At 73.7% G+C, this 23738-nt stretch carries 23 protein-coding genes; 8 read left to right on the top strand and 15 right to left on the bottom strand.

Going from position 1 to position 23738, the window contains the following annotated elements; genetic code table 11:
- The first annotated feature begins 2 nt into the window (after positions 1 to 2).
- Genes DB32_RS11085 through DB32_RS11075 form a run of 3 tightly spaced genes read left to right on the top strand, consistent with a single transcriptional unit; the run spans position 3 to position 7002 of the window.
- The gene (locus tag DB32_RS11085) at positions 3 to 2519 is read left to right on the top strand and encodes a hypothetical protein (RefSeq protein ID WP_053232394.1); all 2517 of its coding nucleotides are present in this window, start codon (positions 3 to 5) and stop codon (positions 2517 to 2519) included.
- Positions 2516 to 6316, top strand: coding sequence for a hypothetical protein (locus tag DB32_RS11080; protein WP_053232393.1), 3801 nt, complete (start codon positions 2516 to 2518; stop codon positions 6314 to 6316). The genes DB32_RS11085 and DB32_RS11080 overlap by 4 nt, the downstream gene beginning before the upstream one ends.
- 32 nt (positions 6317 to 6348) lie before the next feature.
- On the top strand, positions 6349 to 7002 hold the full coding sequence (locus tag DB32_RS11075; RefSeq protein ID WP_053232392.1) for a hypothetical protein: 654 nt from the start codon (positions 6349 to 6351) through the stop codon (positions 7000 to 7002).
- Between the two features lie 4 nt (positions 7003 to 7006).
- Here the strand turns inward: DB32_RS11075 and DB32_RS11070 are convergent, their stop codons facing one another.
- The 3 genes from DB32_RS11070 to DB32_RS11060 are packed head-to-tail and all read right to left on the bottom strand — an operon-like array spanning position 7007 to position 8316.
- Positions 7007 to 7264 carry a hypothetical protein gene (locus DB32_RS11070; RefSeq protein ID WP_053232391.1) on the bottom strand — a complete coding sequence of 86 codons (258 nt, stop codon included), beginning with the start codon at positions 7262 to 7264 and terminating at the stop codon, positions 7007 to 7009.
- 46 nt (positions 7265 to 7310) lie between these two features.
- Positions 7311 to 7592, bottom strand: coding sequence for a hypothetical protein (locus tag DB32_RS11065; protein WP_053232390.1), 282 nt, complete (start codon positions 7590 to 7592; stop codon positions 7311 to 7313).
- 58 nt (positions 7593 to 7650) lie between these two features.
- Positions 7651 to 8316 (bottom strand): hypothetical protein, encoded by a 666-nt coding sequence (locus DB32_RS11060; RefSeq protein ID WP_053232389.1) that lies wholly within the window; start codon positions 8314 to 8316, stop codon positions 7651 to 7653.
- A gap of 293 nt (positions 8317 to 8609) precedes the next feature.
- Between DB32_RS11060 and DB32_RS11055 the strand changes: the two genes are divergently transcribed.
- Positions 8610 to 9077 carry a hypothetical protein gene (locus DB32_RS11055; protein WP_053232388.1) on the top strand — a complete coding sequence of 156 codons (468 nt, stop codon included), beginning with the start codon at positions 8610 to 8612 and terminating at the stop codon, positions 9075 to 9077.
- Positions 9078 to 9081: 4 nt separating this feature from the next.
- On the opposite strand, the gene DB32_RS11050 is transcribed toward DB32_RS11055, so the two are convergent.
- From DB32_RS11050 to DB32_RS11020, 7 genes are all read right to left on the bottom strand, one after another.
- A complete protein-coding gene (locus DB32_RS11050) occupies positions 9082 to 9768 on the bottom strand; it encodes a carbonic anhydrase (RefSeq protein WP_053232387.1) in 687 nt (228 codons plus the stop codon).
- A gap of 22 nt (positions 9769 to 9790) precedes the next feature.
- Complete coding sequence (locus DB32_RS11045) at positions 9791 to 10579, bottom strand: SDR family oxidoreductase (RefSeq protein ID WP_053232386.1); 789 nt, start codon at positions 10577 to 10579, stop codon at positions 9791 to 9793.
- Positions 10580 to 10611: 32 nt separating this feature from the next.
- Complete coding sequence (locus DB32_RS11040; protein ID WP_053232385.1) at positions 10612 to 11175, bottom strand: cupin domain-containing protein; 564 nt, start codon at positions 11173 to 11175, stop codon at positions 10612 to 10614.
- The gene (locus DB32_RS11035) at positions 11172 to 11744 is read right to left on the bottom strand and encodes a sigma-70 family RNA polymerase sigma factor (protein WP_053232384.1); all 573 of its coding nucleotides are present in this window, start codon (positions 11742 to 11744) and stop codon (positions 11172 to 11174) included. The genes DB32_RS11040 and DB32_RS11035 overlap by 4 nt, the downstream gene beginning before the upstream one ends.
- 132 nt (positions 11745 to 11876) lie before the next feature.
- The gene (gene arfB, locus DB32_RS11030; protein WP_075097505.1) at positions 11877 to 12305 is read right to left on the bottom strand and encodes an alternative ribosome rescue aminoacyl-tRNA hydrolase ArfB; all 429 of its coding nucleotides are present in this window, start codon (positions 12303 to 12305) and stop codon (positions 11877 to 11879) included.
- Positions 12306 to 12344: 39 nt separating this feature from the next.
- Positions 12345 to 14438, bottom strand: coding sequence for a hypothetical protein (locus DB32_RS11025; RefSeq protein WP_157068948.1), 2094 nt, complete (start codon positions 14436 to 14438; stop codon positions 12345 to 12347).
- A gap of 51 nt (positions 14439 to 14489) precedes the next feature.
- Positions 14490 to 15407, bottom strand: coding sequence for a DUF4253 domain-containing protein (locus tag DB32_RS11020; protein WP_053232382.1), 918 nt, complete (start codon positions 15405 to 15407; stop codon positions 14490 to 14492).
- 257 nt (positions 15408 to 15664) lie between these two features.
- Between DB32_RS11020 and DB32_RS11015 the strand changes: the two genes are divergently transcribed.
- Complete coding sequence (locus tag DB32_RS11015) at positions 15665 to 17842, top strand: peptidoglycan-binding domain-containing protein (protein WP_053232381.1); 2178 nt, start codon at positions 15665 to 15667, stop codon at positions 17840 to 17842.
- 3 nt (positions 17843 to 17845) lie between these two features.
- On the opposite strand, the gene DB32_RS11010 is transcribed toward DB32_RS11015, so the two are convergent.
- The 3 genes from DB32_RS11010 to DB32_RS48125 are packed head-to-tail and all read right to left on the bottom strand — an operon-like array spanning position 17846 to position 19198.
- The gene (locus DB32_RS11010; protein ID WP_053232380.1) at positions 17846 to 18313 is read right to left on the bottom strand and encodes a GNAT family N-acetyltransferase; all 468 of its coding nucleotides are present in this window, start codon (positions 18311 to 18313) and stop codon (positions 17846 to 17848) included.
- Positions 18310 to 18879: an HD domain-containing protein gene (locus DB32_RS11005; protein ID WP_053232379.1), complete on the bottom strand. Its 570-nt coding sequence runs from the start codon at positions 18877 to 18879 to the stop codon at positions 18310 to 18312. Before DB32_RS11005 ends, DB32_RS11010 begins: the two co-directional genes overlap by 4 nt.
- Before the next feature lie 16 nt (positions 18880 to 18895).
- Positions 18896 to 19198, bottom strand: a complete 303-nt coding sequence (locus tag DB32_RS48125) for a hypothetical protein (RefSeq protein ID WP_053232378.1) — start codon at positions 19196 to 19198, stop codon at positions 18896 to 18898.
- A gap of 95 nt (positions 19199 to 19293) precedes the next feature.
- Here DB32_RS48125 and DB32_RS10995 point away from each other — a divergent pair, with 95 nt between their 5' ends.
- A complete protein-coding gene (locus DB32_RS10995) occupies positions 19294 to 20028 on the top strand; it encodes a methyltransferase (RefSeq protein WP_053232377.1) in 735 nt (244 codons plus the stop codon).
- 13 nt (positions 20029 to 20041) lie between these two features.
- Positions 20042 to 20644: a hypothetical protein gene (locus DB32_RS10990; protein WP_053232376.1), complete on the top strand. Its 603-nt coding sequence runs from the start codon at positions 20042 to 20044 to the stop codon at positions 20642 to 20644.
- A gap of 41 nt (positions 20645 to 20685) precedes the next feature.
- Here the strand turns inward: DB32_RS10990 and DB32_RS10985 are convergent, their stop codons facing one another.
- Complete coding sequence (locus DB32_RS10985) at positions 20686 to 21390, bottom strand: crotonase/enoyl-CoA hydratase family protein (protein ID WP_053232375.1); 705 nt, start codon at positions 21388 to 21390, stop codon at positions 20686 to 20688.
- Between the two features lie 85 nt (positions 21391 to 21475).
- On the opposite strand from DB32_RS10985, the gene DB32_RS10980 reads away from it, so the two are divergent.
- Positions 21476 to 22180, top strand: a complete 705-nt coding sequence (locus DB32_RS10980) for a hypothetical protein (protein WP_053232374.1) — start codon at positions 21476 to 21478, stop codon at positions 22178 to 22180.
- 3 nt (positions 22181 to 22183) lie between these two features.
- On the opposite strand, the gene DB32_RS10975 is transcribed toward DB32_RS10980, so the two are convergent.
- The gene (locus DB32_RS10975; protein WP_053232373.1) at positions 22184 to 23617 is read right to left on the bottom strand and encodes a putative metal-binding motif-containing protein; all 1434 of its coding nucleotides are present in this window, start codon (positions 23615 to 23617) and stop codon (positions 22184 to 22186) included.
- Positions 23618 to 23738: the final 121 nt, after the last annotated feature.

Here is a 23738-nt window from a genome sequence, read left to right as displayed (position 1 = left end):
CGATGACCACCGCGGCGATCGTCTGCGGGCTCGGTGCGTTCGGCGCGAGCGTCGCGCGTCGGCTCGAAGAAGAGCTGCCGCGCGACCGCGCGCCCTTCGCGTTCATCGCGCTCGATCCGTGCCCGTCGCCGAGCGCGATCGCGTCCGCCGTGATCGAGCGGGCGCGCGCGCTGCTCGCGCACGAGCGCATGGTGCGAGCGCGCGATGCCGCGGGCGAGGACGGGCTCACCGAGCTGCTGGTGATCCCGATCGCGCACCTCGGAGAGCGCGGACCGCGCGGCGCGATCGAGGGCGCGCTCGCGGCGATCGAGGAGCGCGTGATCGGCGAGCTCGGTCCGATCTTCGAGCCGTTCCGCACCGGCAGCGAGCGCAACGCGATCGTCGCGCCGATGCTCGCGATGCCGCACCCCCACGGGCACGCGGACGGCGAGGCGATCATCGCGTCGGTGCGCGCGCTCGTGAGCGCGGTGCGGGCACGTCCCTCGACGCGCAGGTGCACGCCGCAGGTCTGGCTCGTCGAGGACGTCGCGGAGTTCTCGATCCTCTCGGAGGGCGAGCTCGAGCAGAACGTCCGGAACTTCGTGACGCTCTTGCTGCGCGCGCGACCGGCGCTCGATCGTGTGCAGACGGTGCTGCACGGCACCGCGCCCGACGCGCCGCTCGCGACGTTCGCGTGCGCGGTCGCGGAGCTGCCACGCGAGCGCATCCGGCGCTGGGCGACGAGCCAGGTCGCGCTCGAGCTGCTCGACGCAGTGCTCGACGCGAAGCTCGAGGGCGCGACGCTCTCGGAGGTCGACGCGCTCGAGCAGGTGGAGCTCGACGCGCTCGATCCCAACGCGGATGCGGCGCACGTCGTGCGCGACGTGCTCGAGCGCTACGTGCCGCCGATCGAGAACGACGCGCCGCCGCGCTGGCACGAGAGCGCGGAGACGATCCGCGCGCGCTACGGGCCCGACCACGGCGATCCCTCGCTCGACGATCCGCAGCCGCCGCCCGATCAGCCGCTCGGGTTCGCGCTCGAGCGCATGCGACAGATCGAGGACGCGTGGCGTCTCTTGCAGCGCCGGCGCTTCGACGACCTCGTCGCGCGCGAGCGCGCCGACATGGAAGCGGCGCGCGAGTCGCTGATCACGCGGGTGAAGGCGCGCGTCGATCGCGAGCTCTGGGGCACACCGTCGCCCGATGCGTTCCGTCGCACGACCGAGCTGGTCGACAAGCTGCGGCGCGGCGTCGCGATGCGGCTCGAGGACGCGATCACGGAGCGCGACGCGATCGAGCCGACACCCTCGCCGAGCTTCGACGATCTGCGCGCGCGCCACGCCGAGCTGCTCGATGCGGCGCGGCGCAAGCCGGACCTCGCGCGCATGGTGCTCTGGGGCCTGCTCGCGACGATGGCGACGATCGTGCTGGTGCCGTCGATCCTCGTGGAGCTCGCAGGCGCGATCGACGCGCAGCCGAGCGACTGGTACGAGCCGTGGCTGCGCGCACGTGCGATCTGGACCGCGGGCATCGCCGGGCTGATCGCGATCGGCGCGCACCTCGCGTGGCACGTGTGGCGCGCGCATGCCGCGGCGGTCGAGGCGCACCGCGAGATGTGGGCCGCGATCCGACGCACCGTGACGGGCGAGCAGCGCTCGGTCGCGACCTACTTCACGACGCGGCTGCGCTTGTCGCGCGCGACGGCGCGGGTACAGGCGCTGCTCGCGCTGCGCGCGACGCTCGACCGTGATGCCGAGGCGCTCTTGCTCGCCGAGCGCGCGGCGCAGCGAGCGCGCGCCGAGCTGCTCGCGGAGCAGCGCGCGCTCGGCGTGGTGCGCGAGGCCGAGCGCATCGATCTCTCGGGGCTGCTCGGTGGCCGCGGCGAGACGTTGGTCGAGGGCCTCGCGGGCGCGGCGGCGGCGCGGGCGCTGCTGCGTCAGCTCCCGGCCGACGCACGTCCGACGCGCGAGCGCGATCTGCTGCGCGCGCTCGCCGACCGCGAGGGCTGGGCGCGGCGATGGCGCGACGAGGTGCCCTTCTCGTCGCTCGCGTCGTTGCGCGCGGGGGCGGCGCCGCACGCCGAGCCCGTCGCGACGTGGGATCCGTTCGCGGAGAGCGAGGACGCCGAGGCGGCGAGCGCGCAGATCGCGTCGTTCCTGCGGCGTCAGGCGCGCTCGCTGCGCGTCGCGCTGGACTTCACGGGTCGCGAGGTCGGCGGCGACGCGCACGTGGTGTACGACGGCGTCGGCGTGGTCCCGCCCGCGGCCGAGGCCGAGGTCGCGCGGCGGCTCGAGAAGGAGAGCGCATCGGGCGCGCCGATCCGGTGCGCGCGCGGCGTCGAAGAGGATCGTGCGTACTGGCTCGTGGTCGTGACCGACATCGAGCTCGAGCGCGTCGCATCGCTGCGCAGCGCGAAGCCGAGCGCGACGCCCCCGAGCGCCGCGGAAGCCCCTCGCTTCGAGATCGAAGAGGAGGCTGCAGCACGCGTCGCGACGCTCGCTCGTCGAGCTCCCGCGCGCGACCCGGAGGACGGCGCGTGAACGCGTTCGAGCGCTTCGCGTGCGAGCTCGCGCGCCTCTCCGCGCTGATCCCCGGGCTCGGGATCACCGTCGTCGCGTTCGTGCCGTCGCTGCTCGTGATCGCGACGTCGTACCTGCTCGGTCGCGCGGCGCGCGCGCTGCCCGGCGGTCGTGGTCGACCGAGCCACACGCCGACGTGGGTCGCCGCCTCGCTCGTCGCGGTCGCGCTGTACGGGCTCGCGCGGATCGCCGATCCGTTCCTCCGTGATCGACTGCATCGCCCCGAAGACGTCGACCCCGCGCTGTGGGAGCGCGTCTCCTACTTCGAGTGGCGCCTCCTCGGCGCGCCGTGGGGCCGTCCGCTCGTGCCGCTCGATGCGCATCCCGACGTCGCGATCGCGCTGCACACGATCGTGTGGCTGCCGATCATCGCGCTCGTCGCGCTGCTGCTCGAGCGCTTCGTGGTCTCCGCGTCGCAGCTCGCGTGGAGCACGAAGCAGGAGGACCTGCCGTTCTTCCATCGCTGGGTCGGCGCGAGCACGACGCGCCGCGCCGACGACCGCTTCCGACGGTGGGCGCGCCCGCTCTGGATCGCGATCTTCGTCGCGCACGGGATCGCGGGCTGGCTCTTCTACGTGCGCTTCGTCGCGGATGAGCCGCCCGGCATGATGGCATGCCGCGAGGGCCAGCAGGCCGCGCCGGTGCGGCCCGCGGCGTACGCGGACGATCCGATCGAGCAGGCGCGCGACGATGCGCGCCCCGCGCCCGGCGCGTGGGTGCTCGCGCTCTACCTGCTCACCGTGCTCGGCGTGCACCTCGCCACCCAGGCGCGCCCGCCCGCCGAGCAGGACGAGAAGAAAGCCGAAGACGAGGCGAAGGCGCCGCCGCCGGAGCCCGCGATCGAGCGCCTCCGCGCCGCGCTCGCCGAGGCACCCGGTGCGCCGACGATCGCCAAGCCGATGCGCACGCCCGCGCGCGCCGCCGAGACCGCCGCGCTGCCCGAGCGCACCGCGGCGCTCGCGGCCGAGGCGTTCCATCGCCTCACCGGCCAGAGCTCGCTCTACGCCCACCAGCGCGACGTGCTCGAGCACCTGGCCTCGATGTGGCGCACCGCGCCTCCGACCGCGCGCGGTGCGGCCCCGGAGCTGCGCGAAGAGGCGATGGGAGCGCCGTTCCGAGGCGCCGAGGGCGCGCTCGAGCACCCGCTCGTGCTGTTGCCCGAGGGCACCGGACGGACCGCGCTCTGCGCGCTCGCTGCGCTGCAGGTGTTCCTCGATCGCGGCGCGACGACGCTCGTCGTCACGCGCGACGCGCCCTCGGCGCGCGCGTTCGCGGAGCGCGTGCGCGATGCGGTGCAGCGCACGGCCGCGCGATGGAACGCTGCGGTCGCGGTCGCAGGCGACGATCTCGCGGCGACGCTGCTCGCCGAGCGCACACCCGCGATCGTCGTCGCGCACCTCGAGGCGCTCGAGTCCGACGTGCTCTCCGATGCGCGCACCGAGGCGATCTTCAAGCGGCTCGGCTTGTGGATCGTGCTCGACGTCGAGGGCTTCACCGGCGTGCGCGAGATGCACCTGCACATGCTCGCGCGCCGCACGTGGGCGCTGCTCGACGCGCTGCACGACGCGCCCTACCCCGCGCTGCTGCTCGCGACCGCAGGCCCGAGCGCGAGCGGCATCGCGGGCTGGGCGCGTCACCTGCTCGCTGCGCCGCTGCGCGTGTTCGAGCGCGACGGCGCGCCGCGCCCCGCGCACGCGACGATCACGCGCCGCGATCTGCGCCGCGACGACGCGCGCGAGGTCACGATCGCCGAGCTCGCGGAGGCTTGCGCGCGCGCCGGGCTGCGCTGGCACCTGCGGCTCGCGGGCGACGCGTGGCGCGGGATCGCGCGCAGCACGATCGATCTGGCGCACGTCCCGGGGCACGTCGCGGATCCGCTCGACGCCGAGATCGTGATGATCGAAGGGCGCTGGCCCGACGTGCGCCGCGAGGCCGATCGTCTCGCGCACGCCGGCCAGCGCGTCGCGCCCGAGGGCGAGACGCTCGTGATCCTCGCACCGCCGCGCGGCGACGAGCTCGCGCTGCACGACGAGGCCGAGGACGCGCCCTTCCGCGCGCTCACGCTCGCGCTGCCACGCGCGGTGCCGCTCTCCGAGCCCGAGGTGGTGCGCCAGCGTCACTTCGATCGCGCGCTCGGTCGCGAGCAGGACGTCGACGCGCTGCGCACCCGGTTCGGCGCGCCGTTCGTGGACGAGACGCTGCGTCGGCTCGAAGCGAGCGGCCGCGTCGCGCGCCGCGCGGTGCTCGAGTTCGACGCGCGCATCGACGACGCGCGCGCCCGCGCGAAGGTGCGCAGCACGAGCGAGGCCGCGATCGGCGAGCCCATCTGCGACGCCTGCGTCGGCGAGTCGACGTCGCGCGTGCGCCTCGTCGACGAAGGCACGCGCGACGTGCTGCGCGAGCTCGACCTCTCGACCGCGAGCGCGTTGCACCCGCCGGGCAGCCTCGCGCTGCACGCGCGCGGTCGGTATCTCGTCCGCGAGAGCGCCAGCGAGCCGGGGCTCCTCCTCGCGGCGCACGGCCAGCCTCCGGGCCGCACCACGCCCGATCGTCGCGTCGCGATCGAGGTGCACGCGAAGCTCGAGCTCTCCGAGCGCTCGCTCGGCGGCGCGCCGATCCCGATCGCGATCGCGCGCGCCGAGGTCACCGAGACGTTCCACGGCATCCGCCGCTACGCGCCGGGCCCGCGCCTCGTGGAGCGGCGAAGCTACGCGCACCCGATCGCGAGCGTGTACTCGACCGAGGCGTGCCTCGTCGTGATCGAGCCCGCGCTGCCGCGCGCCGCCGAGATCGCGCTCGCCACCGCGATCCGCGCGATGCTGCCGTGCCTCCTGCGCGCGTCGGAGGATCTGATCGACGTCGAGGTCGTGCGCCTCGACGAGCGCGTCTGCCTCGCGCTCTTCGATCGCACGCCCGGCGCGAGCGGGCTCGCGCAGCACCTGCACCACGAAGGCATCGGCGATCTGCTGCGGCTCGCGCGGCTCGCGCTCGAGCGGCTCGTCGGCGCGGAGACCGCGCCGCTGCGGGCGCTCTACGACACGCGCGAGGGCGCCGAGCGCGAGCCCTGGGACGCGCGCGCCGCGCTGGCGTGGCTCGATCGCGTGCTCGATGCCGCGCCCGAGGACGATGCGCCCGCGCGCGAGCGCGCAGCGCGCGTGGAGCACGAGCCGGGTGAAGGCACGCCCGGCGATCTCGGCCGCGTGTGGATCGCGCTCGAGGGGCGCACCGAGGACCTCGTGTGGACGCGGCACGCGTGGATCAGCGAGGTCGCGATCGGCGGCGCGCCGCCGGGCCAGGTGCACCTCGACGTCGCGTTCGAGCGCGGCGCGATCGCCCGCGCGCTCGACGAGGCCGCGAGCGCGACCGACGATCTCGGTGCGTGGAGCGAGCTCGTCGCGCGCGCCGAGGCGGATCTCGCGCCGCTCGCGTCGCGCCTGATCGATCTCGCGGGCCCGGCGTACCCCGAGCTCGTGCTCGGCCTCGTCGCGGCGATCCCGACCCGCGCGCGACCGCTCGCGCCCGCCGAGCGCGCGCCGCTGGTCACGCTGGTGCGGCGGCGCGCCGACGCGCCCGCGAAAGCGCTGCTCGCGCTCTCGCTGCTGCGTGCGTACGGCAGCGCGCAGATCCTCGAGTCGACGCGAGGCCCGCTCGTGCGCACGACGATCGGCGATCGCGATCGCGTCGTGGACCTGACGCGCGATCCGCCGCGCGTGGTGTCGTCTTCCGAGGTGGCTGCAGCGCGCGTGAGGCTCGGCTGACGCGTGTGTTCGCGGTGCTAGGCTGCCGCGCCATGAGGCAGCTTCGAACATCGATCCCATTCGCGTTCCTCGCCGCGCTGCTGTTTCCGGCGAACGCGAGCGCGCAGATCCTCGAGCGCGACGATCACCTCCGCATCGGCGCGCACCTCGGGCTCGGCTTCGGCGGCGAGTACGACGCGTCGACGAGCTCCGAGGCCGGCACGCTCGAGCTCGACGACGATCTCGATCCGAGCGTGGGGTTCGGGTTCCGGATCGAGCAGCCGTTCCTCGACTTCTTCTCGGTGGGCGGTCTCTTCGAGGCGATGAGCTACGAGCCGGACGCCAACGGCGCGGAGCGCGAGTGGGCGTTCCACTTCGATCTGTTGGTGCGCATCCGCGCGATGTTCGAAGTGATCCGCGGCCAGCTCTTTCTCGAGCCGTACGCCGCGATGCCGATCGGCTTCACGCTCGGCGTGCTCACGGTGCCGGGCGACGACGACGACTCCGCGTGGCCCGGCTGGAACATCGGCGCGCTCGCGGGGCTCACCGTGATCACCGCGGCGCGCATCGGCGGGTTCATCGAGCTGGGCTGGCGACACCTCGACGTGTTCAACGGCGACGACCTGCCGGTGGTCGGCGACGTCGACTACGCCGTCACGGTGAACGAGCTCGCGCTGAACCTCGGCGCGATGTTCATGTTCCAGTAGCGCGTCACTCGATCGCTCGCGGGTCGCGCACGCGATCCGCGGGCACGTCGAGCTCCTCGTGCGCGAAGCCCTCGCTCTCCTCGGGCTCCGGCGCGACGTGCGAGGCCATCCACATCGTCACGGCGATCACGACCGCGAGCACCGCGATCATCGCCGTCATGATCCCGATCCCCTTCGAGCTGTGGAGCTTCTGCTGCCGCAGTCGCTCGCCGGGATCGTCGACGTGCACCATCCCCGGCACGCGCTGATAGGTCGTCGCCATCTCCGTCCTCCGCGGAGATCACGACGCAGACGACGTGCCACCGACGCTACGCGCCGATGCGCTCGTCGCCCTCGAGCAGCCAGCGCGCGCGCGGTGCGCGCGGCGGTCCCAGCGGGCTCTGCCACGTGCGCTCCACGCCTCGCTCGGTCGTGGTCCAACGCTCGAGCTCGACGCCATGCCCATCGACGAACACGGCCTCCCAGCCGTCCCGATCGATCAGCAGACGCCGCGCCGCCGCCTCCGTGTCCTCTGCAGGCGCGACGGTCGCCACGCCGCGGCATACGCCGCCCGCGTGGAGCAGCACCATCATCGTGACGCGCGGCTCCATGACGAAATCCTAACCCGGCGCGGCGCCGAGCGCATCGGCGCCTCCCCGGACGCATCGATCACGCGTCGATGCACAGCTTCATCTGCCCCTCGACGCGCTTCCACTTCTCGGTGAGCGCGTGGAACGAGCGCGCGTGGGTGTTGCCCGCACGCCCCGCGGCGAGCGCGTACCACTTGAGCGCGATCACCCAGAGCCGCACGACCAGCACCGCGCGACCCGCGAGCTCGTGCTCGATGAGCGTGCCGTGCGCGCCGAAGACCGGCGCGAGCGAGGCGAGGCGCACCAGCGAGCGCTGCTCGCGCGCCGCCGCGTGACGGAACGCGCGGAGCAGATCGGTGGTGCGCACCCGCTCGGGCATGCCGGCGGGGAACAGGTACGAGTGCATCTCGTCGTCGCTGTCCGCGCTGCCGACCTGCGCCGCGATGGCGCGCAGCGGCCGCATGAGCTCGTCGCCCGCGCCGGCTGCGCCCGCGCCCGGCGATGCCGCCCAGACGTGCAGTGCCGTCTGCAGCTTGCCCGCGAGCGCGACGCGCACGTCGACCGGCAGCACGCGCGACGGCGCTCCGTCGGGGAAGAGGTCGCGCTCGAGCGCAGCGCCGAGCGCCTCTTCGCGACGCGCGAGCACGCGCTCGAGCCCGCTCGTCTCGTCGACGAGCCGCCGCACGAGGGCCGGACCGACGCGCGGTCGTTCGCCTTCGTGGTTCTCCAAGAACGAGAGCTCCATCGTCCGTCCTCGGCCGTGGAGAGAGCAACCTCGGTGCCGTCGTCCCGGCCCGCGTGCCCGCGTGCGCGGGCTTGGATCCTCGGACGACGATCGGACCGGCGCCCGAGGTCGGCACCGACCGCCGATCGGGCGCGGAGCGGGGCAGTTCCCCACGCCGCCGCACCCTCCCGCCCGGCGCGGAGATGCGGCAGCGTGCGACCTCGCCTCGCGCATCGCGCGCGCACGACGCGCTCCCCGCTCCTCGATCACGAGCCCGGGGAGCGCGACGGGCGCCGCGTGTACGATGCGGGCCGATGCGCTCTGCTCCGTCGCTCGCCCTCGCGCTCGTGCTCGCCTCGTGCGGCGCGTCCTCCGCCGCGCCTACGGCGCCGACACCGACCGAGGCCGCGGGGCCGCCACGCCCCTGGGCCGAGCTGTCGCGCGACGAGCGCGCCGCGCACATGGCGCGCGAGGTCCTGCCGCGCATGACCGATCTCTTCGTCGCGTACGATCCGTCCCGCTACGACGCGTTCACCTGCGCGACCTGCCACGGCGAGGGCGCGCGGGAGCGCGAGTACGCCATGCCGAACCCCGCGCTGCTCCCGCTCTGGCCGACGGGCACCGAGGGCCAGCACCAGACCGTGCGCGATCATCCCGAGGGCGTGCGCTTCATGTACAGCCGCGTGATGCCCGCGATGCAGGCGCTGCTCGGCGCGCCCGAGTTCGACGCGAGCACCGGCGAGGGCTTCTCGTGCTTCGCGTGCCATCCGCACGCGCAGTGAGCGCTCAGCGCGGAAGGTGCGGCGCGGGCACCTGGTGCGCGAGGATGCGCGCAGCCTCTTCTTCGTCGAGCAGCACGAAGCCGCCGCGCGCCGAGTCGTAGATGTGCGTCTCGCCGGTGGCCACGTCGAACCACCAGCCGTGAAGCCGCACGTGGCCCGACGCCTCGCGCTCGCGCACGACGTGATAGCTGCGCAGGTGGTCGAGCTGCTGGAGCACGTTGATCTGCGAGAGCCGATCGGCCGGCGAGAGCCCCTCGCCGATGCCCGCGACGCGCTGCGCACGCTCGACGCTCGGCTGCGCGAGCTCGAGCCACGCGCGCAGGTTCGGCGCGCCCGCGGGCGCCTTGCCCGAGAGCATCGCGCCCATCGCGCCGCAGTGGCTGTGCCCGCAGATGACGATGTCGCGCACGTCGAGCGCGATCAGCGCGTACTCGACCGCCGCCGCCTCCGACACGTCGCCGATCGCGCCGCCCTCGGCATCGGCGGGCGCGATCAGGTTGCCCACCGTGCGGATCGTGAAGAGATCGCCGGGCTCCGTCGACGAGAAGAGGTTCGGCACCACGCGGCTGTCGGCGCACGCGAGGAAGAGCGTGTCCGGATCCTGACCGCTCGCGAGCTTCGCGAAGGTCTCGCGGCGCGACGGGAGCTCGTGCTCGCGGAAGTGGAGGATGCCTCGGATCAGCTTGTCCATCGCGCCGGGAGGATACCTGCGATCACGTCGCGTTCACGCGCGGGAGGATGCGCGCGAGCAGGCCCGGCGCGAAGCGGCGCAGGTAGATCGCCGCGACCTCGCGCCCGCCGACGTACACCTCGCGCGGCTGGGTCTCGATCGCGTGCGCGATGCGATGGGCGCACTGCGCGGGAGACATGCCCGCGGCGTTGCTCGCCGCGCGCTCGCCGTGCACCGAGCCGTCGCCGCGCAGCGCGGAGAGCGTGAGGTCGGTGCTCACGTAGCCGGGGCACACCATCGTGACCTTCACGCCGTCCGCGTGGCCCTCGGCACGCAGCGCCTCGAAGAAGCCGTGCAGCGCGTGCTTGCTCGCCGCGTACGCCGAGCGCTGCTGCGTGCCGACGTACCCGACGACGCTCGAGACGACGACGAAGTGCCCGCTCTTGCGCGCGATCATCGACGGGAGGAGCGCCTTCGTGAGCGCGACGACGCCGAAGTAGTTGACCTCCATGATGCGTCGATCGACGTCGAGCGCGGTGTCGACGACGAGCGAGCGCTGCGTGATCCCGGCGTTGTGCACCATCACGTCGACGCGCCCGAACGGGACCTGCGCGGTCTCGGCGTGCTCCTTCGCGCGCGTCGTGTCGGCGACGTCGAGCGGCAGCACCGCGACGCGCGCGGGATCGGGGCAGCGGAGGCGCAGCGCCTCGAGACGATCGGCGCGACGCGCGGAGAGCACGAGCTTCGCTCCGCCACGCGCGAGCTCGAGCGCGAGCGCCTCGCCGATACCCGACGAAGCGCCGGTGATCCAGACGACCTTCTCGTTCGACATGCGCGCGAGAGTCTGCAACGAAACGACGCGGATCAACCGCGCGGATCGTCGGGACCGATCACGTCGTCGCCGATCCGCACGCCGTCGCGCACGACCACGAGGTACACGAGCGGCAGCGGGCCGATCGCCTCGAAGCGATGCGCGCTGCCCGCCGGCATCGGCGCCATCTCGCCGCGCTGCACCACCGTGCCGAGCGAGTCGCGCAGCGCGCCCTGGATCACCAGCACGCGCTCGTCGCCGAGATGCTCGTGCTCCGGGAACTCGCGCCCCGCCTCGACGCGCACGAAGCCGGTCACCGCGCCCGCGACCGCGGGGCCGCCTTCCACGTGGAAGAGGCGCACCCCGGGCGCAGGGCCCTCGGTCCACGCATCCGCCTGGTCGACGCGCAGCAGCAGCGCGGCCGCGGCGCGCACGTCGAGATCGAGCAGCGACGCGACCTCGCGCTCCAGATCACCGAAGCGGCTCGTCGTGCGCGTGCTCGCGAGCAGGCGATCGCGCAGCGCGCGTCCGGGATCGCGCTCGGTGCGGAGCGTCGCGATCGAGGCCGCGAGCTCGAGCGCGTCGGGCTCGAGATCGAAGAGCTCGTCGTCGCTCACGGGCGCTCCTCCTCGCCGAGCTGCGCACGCAGTGCTCTCAGCGCGGCAGCGACGCGTGACTTCACGGTGCCGATCGGCGCGCCGAGCCGCTCCGCGATCTCGCTCGAGGAGAGCCCCTCGAAGTACCCGAGCACGAGCACGTCGCGCTGCGCCTCGGGCAGCGCGGCGAGCGCCGCGGCCACGCGGTTGCGATCGAGCAGCACCGCGGGGCTCTCCGAGGCCGGCGCGACGCGCGGATCGTGCGCGAGCGGCGCGCTGCGCGCGAACGCGTGCGACTTGCGACGATCGAGCGAGCGCGATCGCATCATCAGCACGAGCCACGCGCGCACGCTGGCGCGCGACGGATCGTAGGCGTGCGCGCGGCGCCACACCTCGAGGAAGACGTCGTGCACGAGGTCCTCGGCCTCGCGACGCTCGCGCAGGATGCGCAGCCCGATCCCGAGCAGCGCGCCCGCGTGGTGATCGTAGAGGCTCGCGAGCGCGTCGCGATCACCGGCCGCGACCGCGAGCACGAGCGCCGCGTCCTGCTCGTTGCCCGCCCGCTCCGCCGCCGTGTCTCGCGCCTGCACCCGACCTCGACCGGGCACTCTACCAGGCTCGCGCCAGGCGACAGAGCCCCCACGCGCGGCACGGCGCGACGCACGACGTCCGAGGATCGACCTCACGGACGCCGATACGAGCGACGCCCCACATCGGATCGATCAGTCGTCGCCGCGCGACTGGCGGCCGCGCTTCGTCTCCGCGCGCCGCTTCTTCTCGCCGAGCCGACGCTCCTTCGCGCCCCGGCTCGGCGTCGTCTTCTTGCGCTTCTTCGGCACCACCATCGCGCCGCGCACCAGCGCGGCGAGCTTCTCGCGCGCGTCCTCGAGGTTGCGCTTCTGGTCGCGCGTGAGCTGGCTGACGATCAGCACGCGCCCGTCCGCGTCGAGCCGCGATGCGCCCGCCTTCGCGCGCACCCTCGCCTTCACCTCGGGCGGGAGCGCGATCGAGCCCTCGAGATCGAAGCGCAGATCGACCTTCGAGCTCACCTTGTTCACGTTCTGCCCGCCGGGCCCCGACGCGCGCGCCGCGCTCCATGCGAGCTCGCGCGCCGGGATCACGACGCCGGGCGCCACGACCAGATCGTCCACGCCGCGACTCTGATCGAAACGCGCGCGCGGAGCGAGCCGTCACTCGGTCGCGATCGCGCTCACCGGGCCGAACGCCCCGACGATCTCGAGCGTCCGCGCTCCGAGCGCGACGGTCGGCGAGCGGGTCCCGAGCACCTGCTCCCCGACCACGCCGTAGCTCGCGAGCGTCGGCGTGGTGCGGAACGAAGGCAGCGGGAGGCTCGGTCCACCCTGGTTCATCGAGAACGTCGCGACGTAGTACGCCGCGTACGCCGCGTACGCGACGACGCCGGCGCGCGCGCTCGTGGAGAGCGGCACGTCGCTGGCGACCGCGAGCTCGGCGAAGCGCACGCCGCGACCGCCGTCCATCGTGCCGCCGAAGAGCGGATCACCGCCCGCGCTGGCCTGCACGCCGAGCTCGACGATCGCAGCGACGCGCACCCGCACCTCGCCGGCGGGCCACGGACCGCTCGCCGCGTCGTTGCTCACCACGAGCTCGAGCCCGCCGAGCATCGCCGACACGCCGCTGCTCACGCTGACGACGGGCGGCAGCGCCATCTCGAAGCGCACCATGTCGGGGGCGACGACCATGTCCGGAGCGACGACCATGTCCGGCGCGACGATCATGTCGGGCGCGACGACCATGTCCGGCGCGACGATTCTGTCGGGCGCGACCACGCCCTCGAGCCCGCCCGCGCGCCACAGCTCGTGCGCGACGTGGTTGAGCACGCGCTCCGAGACGACGTTGCCGACGGGCTCGGACGTGCGCGACGCCTCGACGGCACCGCTCGCGCGCACGACGCCGCTCGTCGCGCGCGTCGCGCCGGGCGCCTCGTACGACGTGGTGAGCCCGAACACGAGCCCCTCGGGGCTCGGGGTCACGCTGGCGAACGCCGCGTCGAACGTGAACGCGCTCGACGCGCCCGCGCCCTCGATGCCCGCGAGCTCGAAGCTCGCGCCGAGCGTGCGCACGTCGATCGTGCGCAGCAGCTCCTCCATGATCCCGTCGAGCTCCGCCGCGATGAACGCCTCGATGCTCTCCTCGATCCCGGCGCGCCCGCCGCCGATGCGCGCGGCGATCTCGGCCTCGGCCTGCGTCTCGAGCGCGGCCGGCGGCGCGGCGGGCTCACCCGGCGCGTCGACGTAGTCCACGCGGATCGCGCCGAGCGTCGCGACCGCATCGCCGCGCGTGCGCGCGACGAGCACGCCGCCCTCGACGACGAGATCGACCTCGAGCGCGATCTCGACGTCGTCGAGATACACCATCAGCGCGCCCTCGAGCGGCCCGAGGAGCGAGGTCCCGACGTACGTGCCCTCGATCGTCACGAGCGGGACGCGGCCGACGAAGCGCAGCCCGCCCGCGTCGGGCGCGAGCTCCGACGTCGTCGCGTCGGAGATCGTCAGCGCGCCGTAGGTGTAGTCACCCTGGAGCGCGCAGCCGAATTCGGTGCTCGCGTGGCAGCCGTCGGAGAGCACGTCGGCGTCGCCACCCGGCCCGAAGCGCGCGTCGAGGCGCTGCTCGATCAGCCCGCGCGCGGGGCTCGGACCGACCAGCGCTGCGCGGAACACGTCGTCGAGGCTCGCGTACTCGCCGTGCGCGTCGTCGCCGTCGTCGACGCCGCTCGGCGTGACGCGCATCGTGACCGCGCCCTCGAGCGGCGCGCCGACGTCCTGCCACGCCTCCGACACGAGCACCGTGCACACCGCGCGCGAGACGCCTCCGTCGGTGCCGGTCGCGACGATCTCGAGCGTGTTCATCCCGAAGCGCGCGGGCAGCGTCACCTCGATCACGCCGACCTCGGGGGTCACCGGGACGCCGTTCGCCGTGACCGTGGCGACCTCGCCGGCGACCGCCGCGATCCAGTCGATCGGCGCGCCGGGCGCCGCGGTGATCATCGACGCGTGCAGCGGGCGCACGCAGCGCACGTCGGGCCCGCTCGGCATCGGCGCGGACGCGTCGGGCGTGGCGGCGTCGTCGACCGCGGCGTCGTCGACCGCGGCGTCGTCGACCGCGGCGTCATCGACCGCGGCATCGCTCCCCGCGTCACCACGGCTCGCGTCGATCTGTGGAACGCTGGGCGCGCGCTGCTCTTCGCACGCGGTCACGAGCAGGAGCGCGAGGACCAAGCCTCGCGGATCGACGACACGGCGCATCGGATCTCCTCCGGGGCCGAGCAGTCTACTGGCAATGTTCGCGCGCCGTCATCATCGGGACGTGCGCGGCCAGCGGAGCGTCCACGTCGGCGCGCCGATCCGCGACGCCGCGATCTGCGCGATCGATCGCGTTCCGTCCGCGAGGAGCTCGGGCGCGTACGCGATCTGCTCGCGCGCGAGCGCCATCGAGGCATCGCGATCGGTCGGCGGACGCGCGATGCGCAGCTCGATCACGTCGGCACCGAGCGCGACGACCTCCGCGCCGTAGCGCTCCCGCCATCGCGCGAGCATCGCGACGTGCACCGCGGGCTCGGGGCAGCCCGCCCAGTTCCCGAACGCGAGCCACGCCGGCACCTCCGCGGGATCGCGCGTGGGGACGAGCGCCACCGCGACCTCGGGCACCGGCAGATCGAGCGCGTCGCGCACGACGCGCGAGCGCACCGGCACCGGGTCGGGGATCTCCTCGGGCCAGTCACCCTCGCGCGGGCGCGACGACGCGAGGCGCGTCGCGATCCACCCGTCGAGATCGAGGCTGCGCGCGCGCCGGACGATCGCCTCGGGCGTGTCGGCGGTCGTGCGCGTCGCGTTCTCGTGCGCGCGCACCGCCCATCCATCACCGAGCACCAGCGGCCAGCGCCCGCTCTCGCCGACGCCCTCGTGCAGGCGCTCCCACGCGCCCAGCGCGTCGCGCCCCGCGAGCACGAGGCCGAGCACACCGACGTCCGCGCGCTCCACGATGCGCACCAGCGGAAGCCCGCCGAGCATCGCGCGCTCGAGCGCACGCCGCTCGGTCGCCGCGCTCGCGTCGTCTCCGGCGATCGGCTCTCCGATCGGCGGCGCGGGAGGGCGCGCCATCACCGACGCCACGAGCTCGGCGTCCGGTCGGTCGCGACGCGCCACCATCGCCCACACGGCCAGCCCGCCGAACAGGGCCGCGACGGCGACGCCGAGGAACACACGCTCCTTCACGCGCGCGAGGATAGCAACGACGCGGTCCCCGGCCCGCGCCGGCGTGTCCCGAGGGACGCATCGCGGGCCGCGCAGCCCGCGGATCACCCGAGAAACAAGGGCTTTTCGAGGCTCCCCACGCTGGCACGTCGGGCGCACTCCCACCCTTCGTGCGCACGCAGAACGCCCACGGATCCGAGAGAAAGTTGCGCCAAAGGCAGCAGTGTACGAACACTCGAAGAGTGATGTCGGAAAGGGCGGCTCGTGCGCGACGGCCGTTGATCGCGCTGGGATGCCTCGTGGGCCTCGTCGCGTGCGGCGACGTCGAGGTCGTGAACGCACCGGCGGAGGCGCCTCCCCGATCCCAAGGCCAGGTCGCGGCGCCGGGCGAGGGCGAGTCGGGCGGGGGCGAGCCCGAGGTCGTCGACGCGCGCCCGCCGCCGATGCACCAGCCGATCCCGCTGTGGGAGAACGGCCGCCCCGGTGAGATGGTCGACGCCGCGACGGCGCGCGAGCAGGGCTACGTCGTCGTCGACCTCGGCGAGGAGTGGACGCCCTATCTCTTCACGACGCGCGGCAACGCCGCCGAGGCGGAGACGCCGAACGCGTACCGCGCGACGTACCTCGCGCTCGCGCGCGGCGAGTTCCCCAACGATCACCACGGCGAGCGCGCCCGCGGCGACAAGTACCTCGAGCTCTACGGCATCATGCCGACGCTCGGCCTGCTGCGTCAGCGCATGCGCCACACGAGCAGCCTCGAGTGCGTGGCGTCGCTCGACGTGGAGCCGCTGCGCACGTTCGAGGGGTTCATCGCGTACGAGAACCGCGACTCGGGCCGCAACTTCGTGCGCACGGTCCGCATCCTCGAGAACCAGGTCGGCGAGATCGTGCGCAACCAGCGCGTGGAGGCGCCGGAGGCGATCGACGCGGCGCGCCTCTCCGATCGCGACGCGCGTCGTTACGCCGAGTGGCAGCGCACGATGCCGCGCTTCCGCGCGATTCGCGCTGCGCAGCAGCGCCTCGAGTGCGAGGGCTACTACGAGGGCAAGGGCGAGTACGTCTCGGGCGGGCTCGACTGGCCGACGCACGAGGCGCTCGCCGAGTTCGAGCGGCGTCATCGCATCTACGGCTGGGGCTTCCTCGGGCGCGAGACGCTCGACATGCTCCGCCGCTCGCCGCTCGAGGGCGATCAGGAAGCCGTGGTGCGCGTGCTCACCGAGCGCGCGATGCACGCGGCGGGCGTCATCGAGGACGGCTCGATCGGCGAGCGGCAGTTCCGCGGCGAGGACGGCGCGCAGCACGAGGTGCCGAACCTCGAGGGCCAGATCCGCTCGAACGTGATCGAGGCGTTCGGCCTGCAGAGCGCGGAGTCGACGCTCGCGTTCCTCGAGCAGCTCGGAGAGCTCGCGCCGGAGGCGGAGCACCTGGTCGCGATCCGCGCGCCGCAGCTGCCCGAGTACTACGACGGCAACATGGATCTCTCGGTCGAGATCGACCGAGGCGACGTCTGGTACGAGTTCCCGTACGACGACGCGGGCCAGGAGCGCGCGCAGCCCGCCGAGCGCCGCCCGCGCCTGACGATCTTCACGACGTACCGCGGACAGCGGATCCCGCTCTCGCGCATCGGCACCACGATCGGTGGCTGGCGCAGCGAGCAGATCGAGGGCCGCACCTGGTGGAAGTACAAGAACTCGCCGCCGGGGCCGGTGATCTGGCACCAGATCGTCGCCGCGCCGGTGTGGCTGCCGCCCGAGTCGACGCCGCATCGTGAGCTGCTCTCGCGCGTGCCGCGCGGCCGCGGCGCCGAGGCGTACCGCGTGAATTACCACGAGGTCGGTCCGAGCTACGCGTCGGCGTACGGGCTCGTGGCGGCCTATCACATCCGCTATCGCGAGGACGCCGACGGCACGCTGCGCTTCGGGCCCGACGAGGGGATCCGCACGCACGGCTCGGTCGACTACATGTCGATCATGCGGCGGCACTCGCACGGCTGTCACCGCTTGCACAACCACATGGCGGTGCGCCTCATGAGCTTCGTGCTCGCGCACCGACCGCACGTGCGCGTGGGCCAGCAGGCGCTCGGGTTCCGCCGCGAGCTGGAGCACGAGGGCCACACGTACCAGATGGCGCTCGATCGCGGCGGCTACGTCTTTCAGCTGGCGCAGCCGATCCACGTCGAGGTGCTCGAGGGGCGCGTGCGCGGCGAGCGCGAGACTCCGATCGAATTCCCGCTGCCGCGCTGGGACTCGACGTACGGCGCGTACATGCTGCCCGACGGCGGCGCGGTGGCGATCTCGCGCACCGGCGGGATGCGCGCGGTGCCGGTGCCGGTGCCGGACGGCGGTGTGCCGATGATCGTCGCGCCCGCGTTCGACGGCGGTGTGCGCCCGGCGATGCCCGTCGCGCCGGTGCTCCCGACCGCGCCGGTCACGCCGACCGCGACCGTGCCGCGCTGAGGATCAGAGCGTCTTCACCCAGCGCGTGCGCGCGTGCTGGGTGAAGCCCTCGCGGCGATAGAGGCTCGTCACGCGGGCGCGCGACGCCTCGACCTCGAGGTCGATCGCCACGCACCCCTCGATGCGCGCGACGCCCATCGCGGCATGGAGCAGCGCGGTGCCCACGCCGTCGTTGCGACGCTCGGGCACGACGTAGAGCTCCTCGAGCCACGCGGCAGGACCGCCGTGCTCGAGCGCCCACACGAACGAGAGATACGCGACTCCGATCGCCTTCTCGTCGTCGTGGACGAGGAGCAGCCGGCCGCGCGACGGAACGCCGAGCACCCCGTCGACCGCGACGCGCACGCGCTCCTCGGGCGTGTCGATGTGGTGCTCGCGCAGCTGCGCGACGAGCAGGCGCACCGCGTCGTCGCGATCGTCGTGCGTGACGGGCTCGATGCGAAACGCCTCACGCGGGTGCGCGGCGCTCATCGCGGGATCTCCTTGCCGGCGCGCGCACAGATCGCCTCGAAGACCTCGCGCGCGACCGGGATGCCGCGATCGTCGAAGTTCTTCGGGTGCGCCCAGAACTCGACGAGGTGACCGCGCTGCTGGTGCCCGTAGGAGAGCGCCTTGATCATCATCTGGATCTTGTCCGCGGCTTTCACGATCCGCGCCTCGAGCGACTGGCCCTCCTCCATCACGCGCCAGTCCTCGCGCTGCGCGGGCGGGAGCAGTCGGTCGACGAGCGTGGCCTCGAGCTCGTGGAGCGCGGCGTCGAGCGCGACGGTCTTGCTCGGCATCGGCACGTCCCCGGTGCGCGCCTCGGGCGCGTCGTGCACCAGCGCCATGCGCAGCGCGCGCTCACCGTCGACCTGCACGCCCTCTTCGCGCAGCGCGTCGACGAGCAGCATCACGACGAGCGCGACGCCGTAGGAGTGATCGGCGATCGACTCGCAGGGACGCACCCCGCGGAGCAGCCATCCGGTGCGAGGAAGATCGGCCAGCGTGTCGAGGCCGAGCACCGTGTCCACGATCCGATCCGCGCGCGCGCTCATCGTTCCAGCATGCCGCTCAGCGCTTGTCGCGCCAGCGCAGCTGGCGGCGCGGCCAGTCACGCTCCGCCGCGTGGTTCTTGTGCAGGATCTTGAGGAACGAGCGCGCGCTCTCCACGGTCCACGGCTCGGGCGCCTCTCCGCGCGACGTCGCCCAGGCATCGAGCGCGAGCGCGCCACCCTCGATCGCGATGGTCGCGCGGCTCGCGTGCGAGCTCGCGGCCGTGTGCAGCTCGACGCGGTACACGACGTCGCGGTCGCCGGCGCGCTCGAGCTCGAGCAGCACGCGGACGCCGTGCTGCGGGATCAGATCGCTGCTCATGTCGGTCGCGCAGCCTACGACGCGCGCGCGCTCGCAGCCCGTCGAGCGCTGGGGGGATGCGACGAACGATCGACGGGCAGGTAGAGTCGCGACGAATGGACGTCGCGACGCTCGAGGATCTGCTGGCGCGCGGGTGGATCGCCGCCCCGGGCACCTCGCTGCGCGACGAGGATCGCAAGAAGGCGCGCGAGCTCGTGGGCATCCTCGCGGAGGTCGCGCGCGCCGAGGCGCGCTGCGCGCGATCGCGGCGGCGCGTCACCCTCGTCGACGCGGCCGCGGGCAAGGGATACGTGGGCGTCATCGCCTCGACGCTCTCGCCGCGCCTGCACGTGCACGCGATCGAGCGCGACCCGCGGCGCATCGCGCTGATGAGCGAGGCCGCGACGCGGCTCGGCGGGCGTGTCGAGCCGCTCGTCGGCGACCTGGGCGACGCAGCGATCTGGCCCGCGGAGGTCGACGTCGTGGTCGCGCTGCACGCGTGCGGCGATGCGAGCGATCGCACGATCGAGCGCGCGACGGAGGCGAACGCACGATCGATCCTGATCGCACCGTGCTGTGTCGCGACGAAGCTGCCCGCCGCCGAGCGCGCGAACGCGCGCGCCGAGGCCCTCGGCCTTCCGCGCGGCGAAGTGCGGCGCGGCTTCATCGAGTCGCTCGTCGCGTCGGAGCGAATGCTCGAGCTCGAGGCGCGCGGGTGGCGCACGGAGATCGTCACGTTCGCCGCGCCGAGCGTCACGCCGTACCGGCACCTGCTGCGCGCGGAGCGCCTGCGCGAGCCCGGACGCATGGCGCAGGCGAAGGACAAGCTCGCGCGGCTGCGCGAGCGCTGACGGGAGAGAACGAATGGGCTCACGGTTTCCGCGTCCCTCGTCGCCGCCGATGATGCCGACGATCCGCGCCGCGTTCCTCCACTCGAACCTCGAGGCGCTCGCGGCGCTCGGGCCCGAGACCGCGGCGCGGGTGCGCGTGCGCATCGCGGCCGACGTGCTGCGCGACACCGAGGAGGCGTCGCGCACCGCGTGGCTCCCGGTGGAGCACGACGTGGTGCTCACCGAGGCGATCGAGGTCGAGCTCGGCCGCGCCGCGATGCGCGCGTGGGCGCGCGACGGGCTGCTGCGCGCGACCGAGGCGCCGCTGCTCGCGCCGATCGCGCGCTCCGCGCGGGCGATCTTCGGGATCACGCCGCACGCATTCCTGCGCCGCGCGCCGCAGGCGTGGAGCATCCTCTATCGCGACTGCGGTCAGATGGAGTACGCGGAGACGAGCCCACGCAGCGCGCGCGTCGCGCTCGTGGGCGCGCCCGACGCGATCACGCGCAGCATGGCGTACGTCGAGGGGCTCGCCGCGGGGCTCGAGGCCGCGATGAAGCTCGGCGGCGCCGACGGCCAGGTCGAGGTGGCGGTCGACGCCGTCGCGCGCACCGCGCGCTACTCGTGCGCGTGGTGAGCTCGAGCGCGGCGCGTAGGGGGCGTGAGCCCCCCGGATCCTCAGCCGCCCATCTTGAACGACTCGAGGTTCGACTCGATCGTCGCGCGCACGTACTCGAGCAGCGGGCGGCGCAGGCTCTGCTTCGTCTTGCCGTACGCGGGCTGCGGCAGCGTCGCGAGCGTCTCGGCCTCGGTGACCGCCGCGGCCTCGAGCGCCTCGGGAGCGACGAGACGATCGAGCCAGCCCACGCGCAGCGCGTCCTCCGGCCCGTACATCGTCGCGCGCAGCACCGACTCCTCGAGCGCGCGCGGATCGAGCCGGTAGCGCGCGAGCTCGTGCGCGAAGATCGGCACCGGCAGCGCGTTCGTCACCTCGTTCAGACCGAGCTTGAAGTCGCCGGTGATCCCGATGCGACGATCGCCGCACGCCGCGAGCAGCAGACCACCCGCGATCGCGTGCCCGCTGGCCGCCATCACCACGGGCAGGCGCAGCTCGAGCACGCGCATCATGACGTGCGCGCCATCGCGCACCAACGAGCGCGCCGCCTCGGGGCCCGACATCATCACCTTCAGATCGAACCCGGCCGAGAAGCGACCCGGCCGGCCCGCGATCACGAGCGCCTTGATCGCGGCGTCCTTCTCCGCGCGATCGAGCGCCGCGCCCATCGCCTCGATCCACGCGTTCGACATCGCGTTCGCGCGGCCGTCGTCCATCCTGATCACGGCCACCGCGCCACGCGCCTCGTAGGTCACGATCTCGCTCATCTCGCCGCTCCTCGGAAAAGAGGTCGCGAGCGTAGCAGCGCGATGCGCCGGGAACCCGTACACACGACGGTTGTCTCGATCGGCCATGAGCTATCGCGACCCTCTCGACGCGCTGCGCGCGCGCCGCGACGAGCTGCGCGCCGAGCTGCAGCGGCTCGAGCTGCCCGATCCCGATCCCGAGACGCGTGCCCGCATCGACGCCCGCGCGAGCGAGCTCGCGACGATCGCCGATCGCATCCGCGCGCTCGATCCCGGCGCGCGCGATCTCATGTCACGCATGCGCCTCGCTGCGCCGTGCGAGCTCGCGTGGGATCAGCTCTCCGGCGGCGATCGGGTGCGTCACTGCCCGATCTGCGATCGCCACGTCTACGACGTGCGAGGCATGACGAACGGAGAGGTCGACGCGTTGCTCGCGACGTTCGAGTCGACGCCGTGCCTACGGCTCTATCGACGTCCCGACGGCGCGGTCACGACCGGCGACTGTCCGAGCGGCGTGGGTCGCCGGCGGCGACGCGCGGCGGTCGCGGGCATCGTCGCGGCGAGCGTCGGTCTCGCGACCGCGGTGTCGATGCGGGCGCCCGCAGCGCGCCCTCCGCTCCTCCCGCCCGCAGCCGCGCGATCGCGCCCGATGGCCCTTCCCGACTTCACGCGCGACGAGTCGCCGGAGCCCTCGTTCCACGATGCGATCTCCACGATGGGCGGGCCGATCGTCGCGTACACCGAGCCGCGCCCGGACCTCCCATCGTTCGTCACGCGCGAGGAGCTCGAGCGCGAGCGACGCGGCGAGTGACGCTCAGCGGCACGCCAGGCGCTGCGACGAGCACGTGACGCTCCAGCACGCAGCCCCGGTCCACCAGCACCCGTTCCCCCAGCTGCCCATCGCGCCGCAGGTCGACGGAACGTTGGAGCACCAACCATTGCCCGCGCCGTCCGCCGACGCCTGACGACACGCGTCCGAGGTCGTGCGCGACCCGCACGTCGCGAGCGACGTCGACGCGGGCGTGCTCGAACCATCGCAGTCGAAGTCGAAGCCGCCACACGCGCGTGCCGTGCTCTGCGCGGCCGCGCCCGGGTGCGCGCGGTCATCGCTGTCGCAGCAGTCGGTCGCGCCCGCGCCGGGCGCGCGCCCGGTGAACCCCGTCGGGCAGCCGTTCCACGGCGCGCCCTGGCGACCCGTCGAGGTGCTCCGGCACGTCGGCGTCGGCGCTGCGGAGTCCGCTGCGTATCCGTCCCCGTCGTTGTCGCGGTAGCACGTCACGCTGAGGCCCTCGTCGATGCTCCCGTCGCAGTCCTCGTCGACCGCGTCGCCGATGCACACCTCGGTCTGCGGCACGACGGCGCAAGGGCCCCACGTCCCGTCGACGCACTGTCGCGTCGCGCCGGTGCAGCGCCCCATCGTGCCGCACACCTCGGTCGCGGCTCCGGTGCACTCGCAGCCGCCCGGCACGTCGTTGCTCGCGCCGCTGCAGTCCTCGTCGACCATCGCCGCGTCGCAGATCTCGGGGTTGCCCACGAAGCGATCCGCGTTCGCGTCGTCGCAGTCGTCCGCGAGGAGCGCCCACCCGATCGGCTGCTCGCACGCGTCCATCGTCGGCGCGTCCTCGCTCGCGTCGCCGTGACCGTCGCCGTCGCCGTCGATCGTGTAGCGACGCACGAGCTCCTCGTCGACGAGCGCGTCGCAGTCGTCGTCGATGCCGTTGCACACCTCGGGCACCGACGGGTGGACGCCGGGGGCGTTGTCGTCGCAGTCGAGCCCGCAGTGATCCTCGCCGCCCGCGAGATCCGGATTGCAGCAGCGCGCGTCCGGCGATCCGTCACCGTCCGCGTCGCGGAAGCCGAACGTCGTGTCGTCGCAGTCCTCGTCGTGCGCGCTCGCGTCGCAGAGCTCGGCGTTGCCGGGGAAGCGATCGGGATCGGCGTCGTCGCAGTCGCTCCCGCCGCACTCGATCGCGCGCGCGCCGTCTCCGTCGGCGTCCTCGTCCACCGCGCACGTCGTGAGGCAGCGATCGGCCTCCTCGACGCACGTCTGACCCTCGCGGCACGGCAGCGGCGCGGGCGCGCAGCGTCCTCCGAGGCAGAGCGAGACCGCGCCGTTGCAGAAGAGCCCGTCGTCGCAGTCCTGGTCGGTCGCGCACGAGGCCGCGGCGTCGAGGCCGCCGTCGATCGCCGGTGGATCGCCACCACACGCAGCGAGCACGAGCAGCGAGAGCAATGTGGCGAAGCGCATCGACGCCCACGGTCGCACGACCCGACGAAGCACGGCAACGCACGCTCCGCGCGGAGCCACACCGCCGGAACGGCCAGGATCCCTGCGCGATCCACGGGCACCGAAGGCGCATATCGCGGTT

The sequence above is a fragment of the Sandaracinus amylolyticus genome (assembly GCF_000737325.1).
Classification (GTDB): domain Bacteria; phylum Myxococcota_A; class Polyangia; order Polyangiales; family Sandaracinaceae; genus Sandaracinus; species Sandaracinus amylolyticus.
Note: the sequence above shows the minus strand (reverse complement) of the source record. Positions and strands in the feature narration are given on the sequence as shown.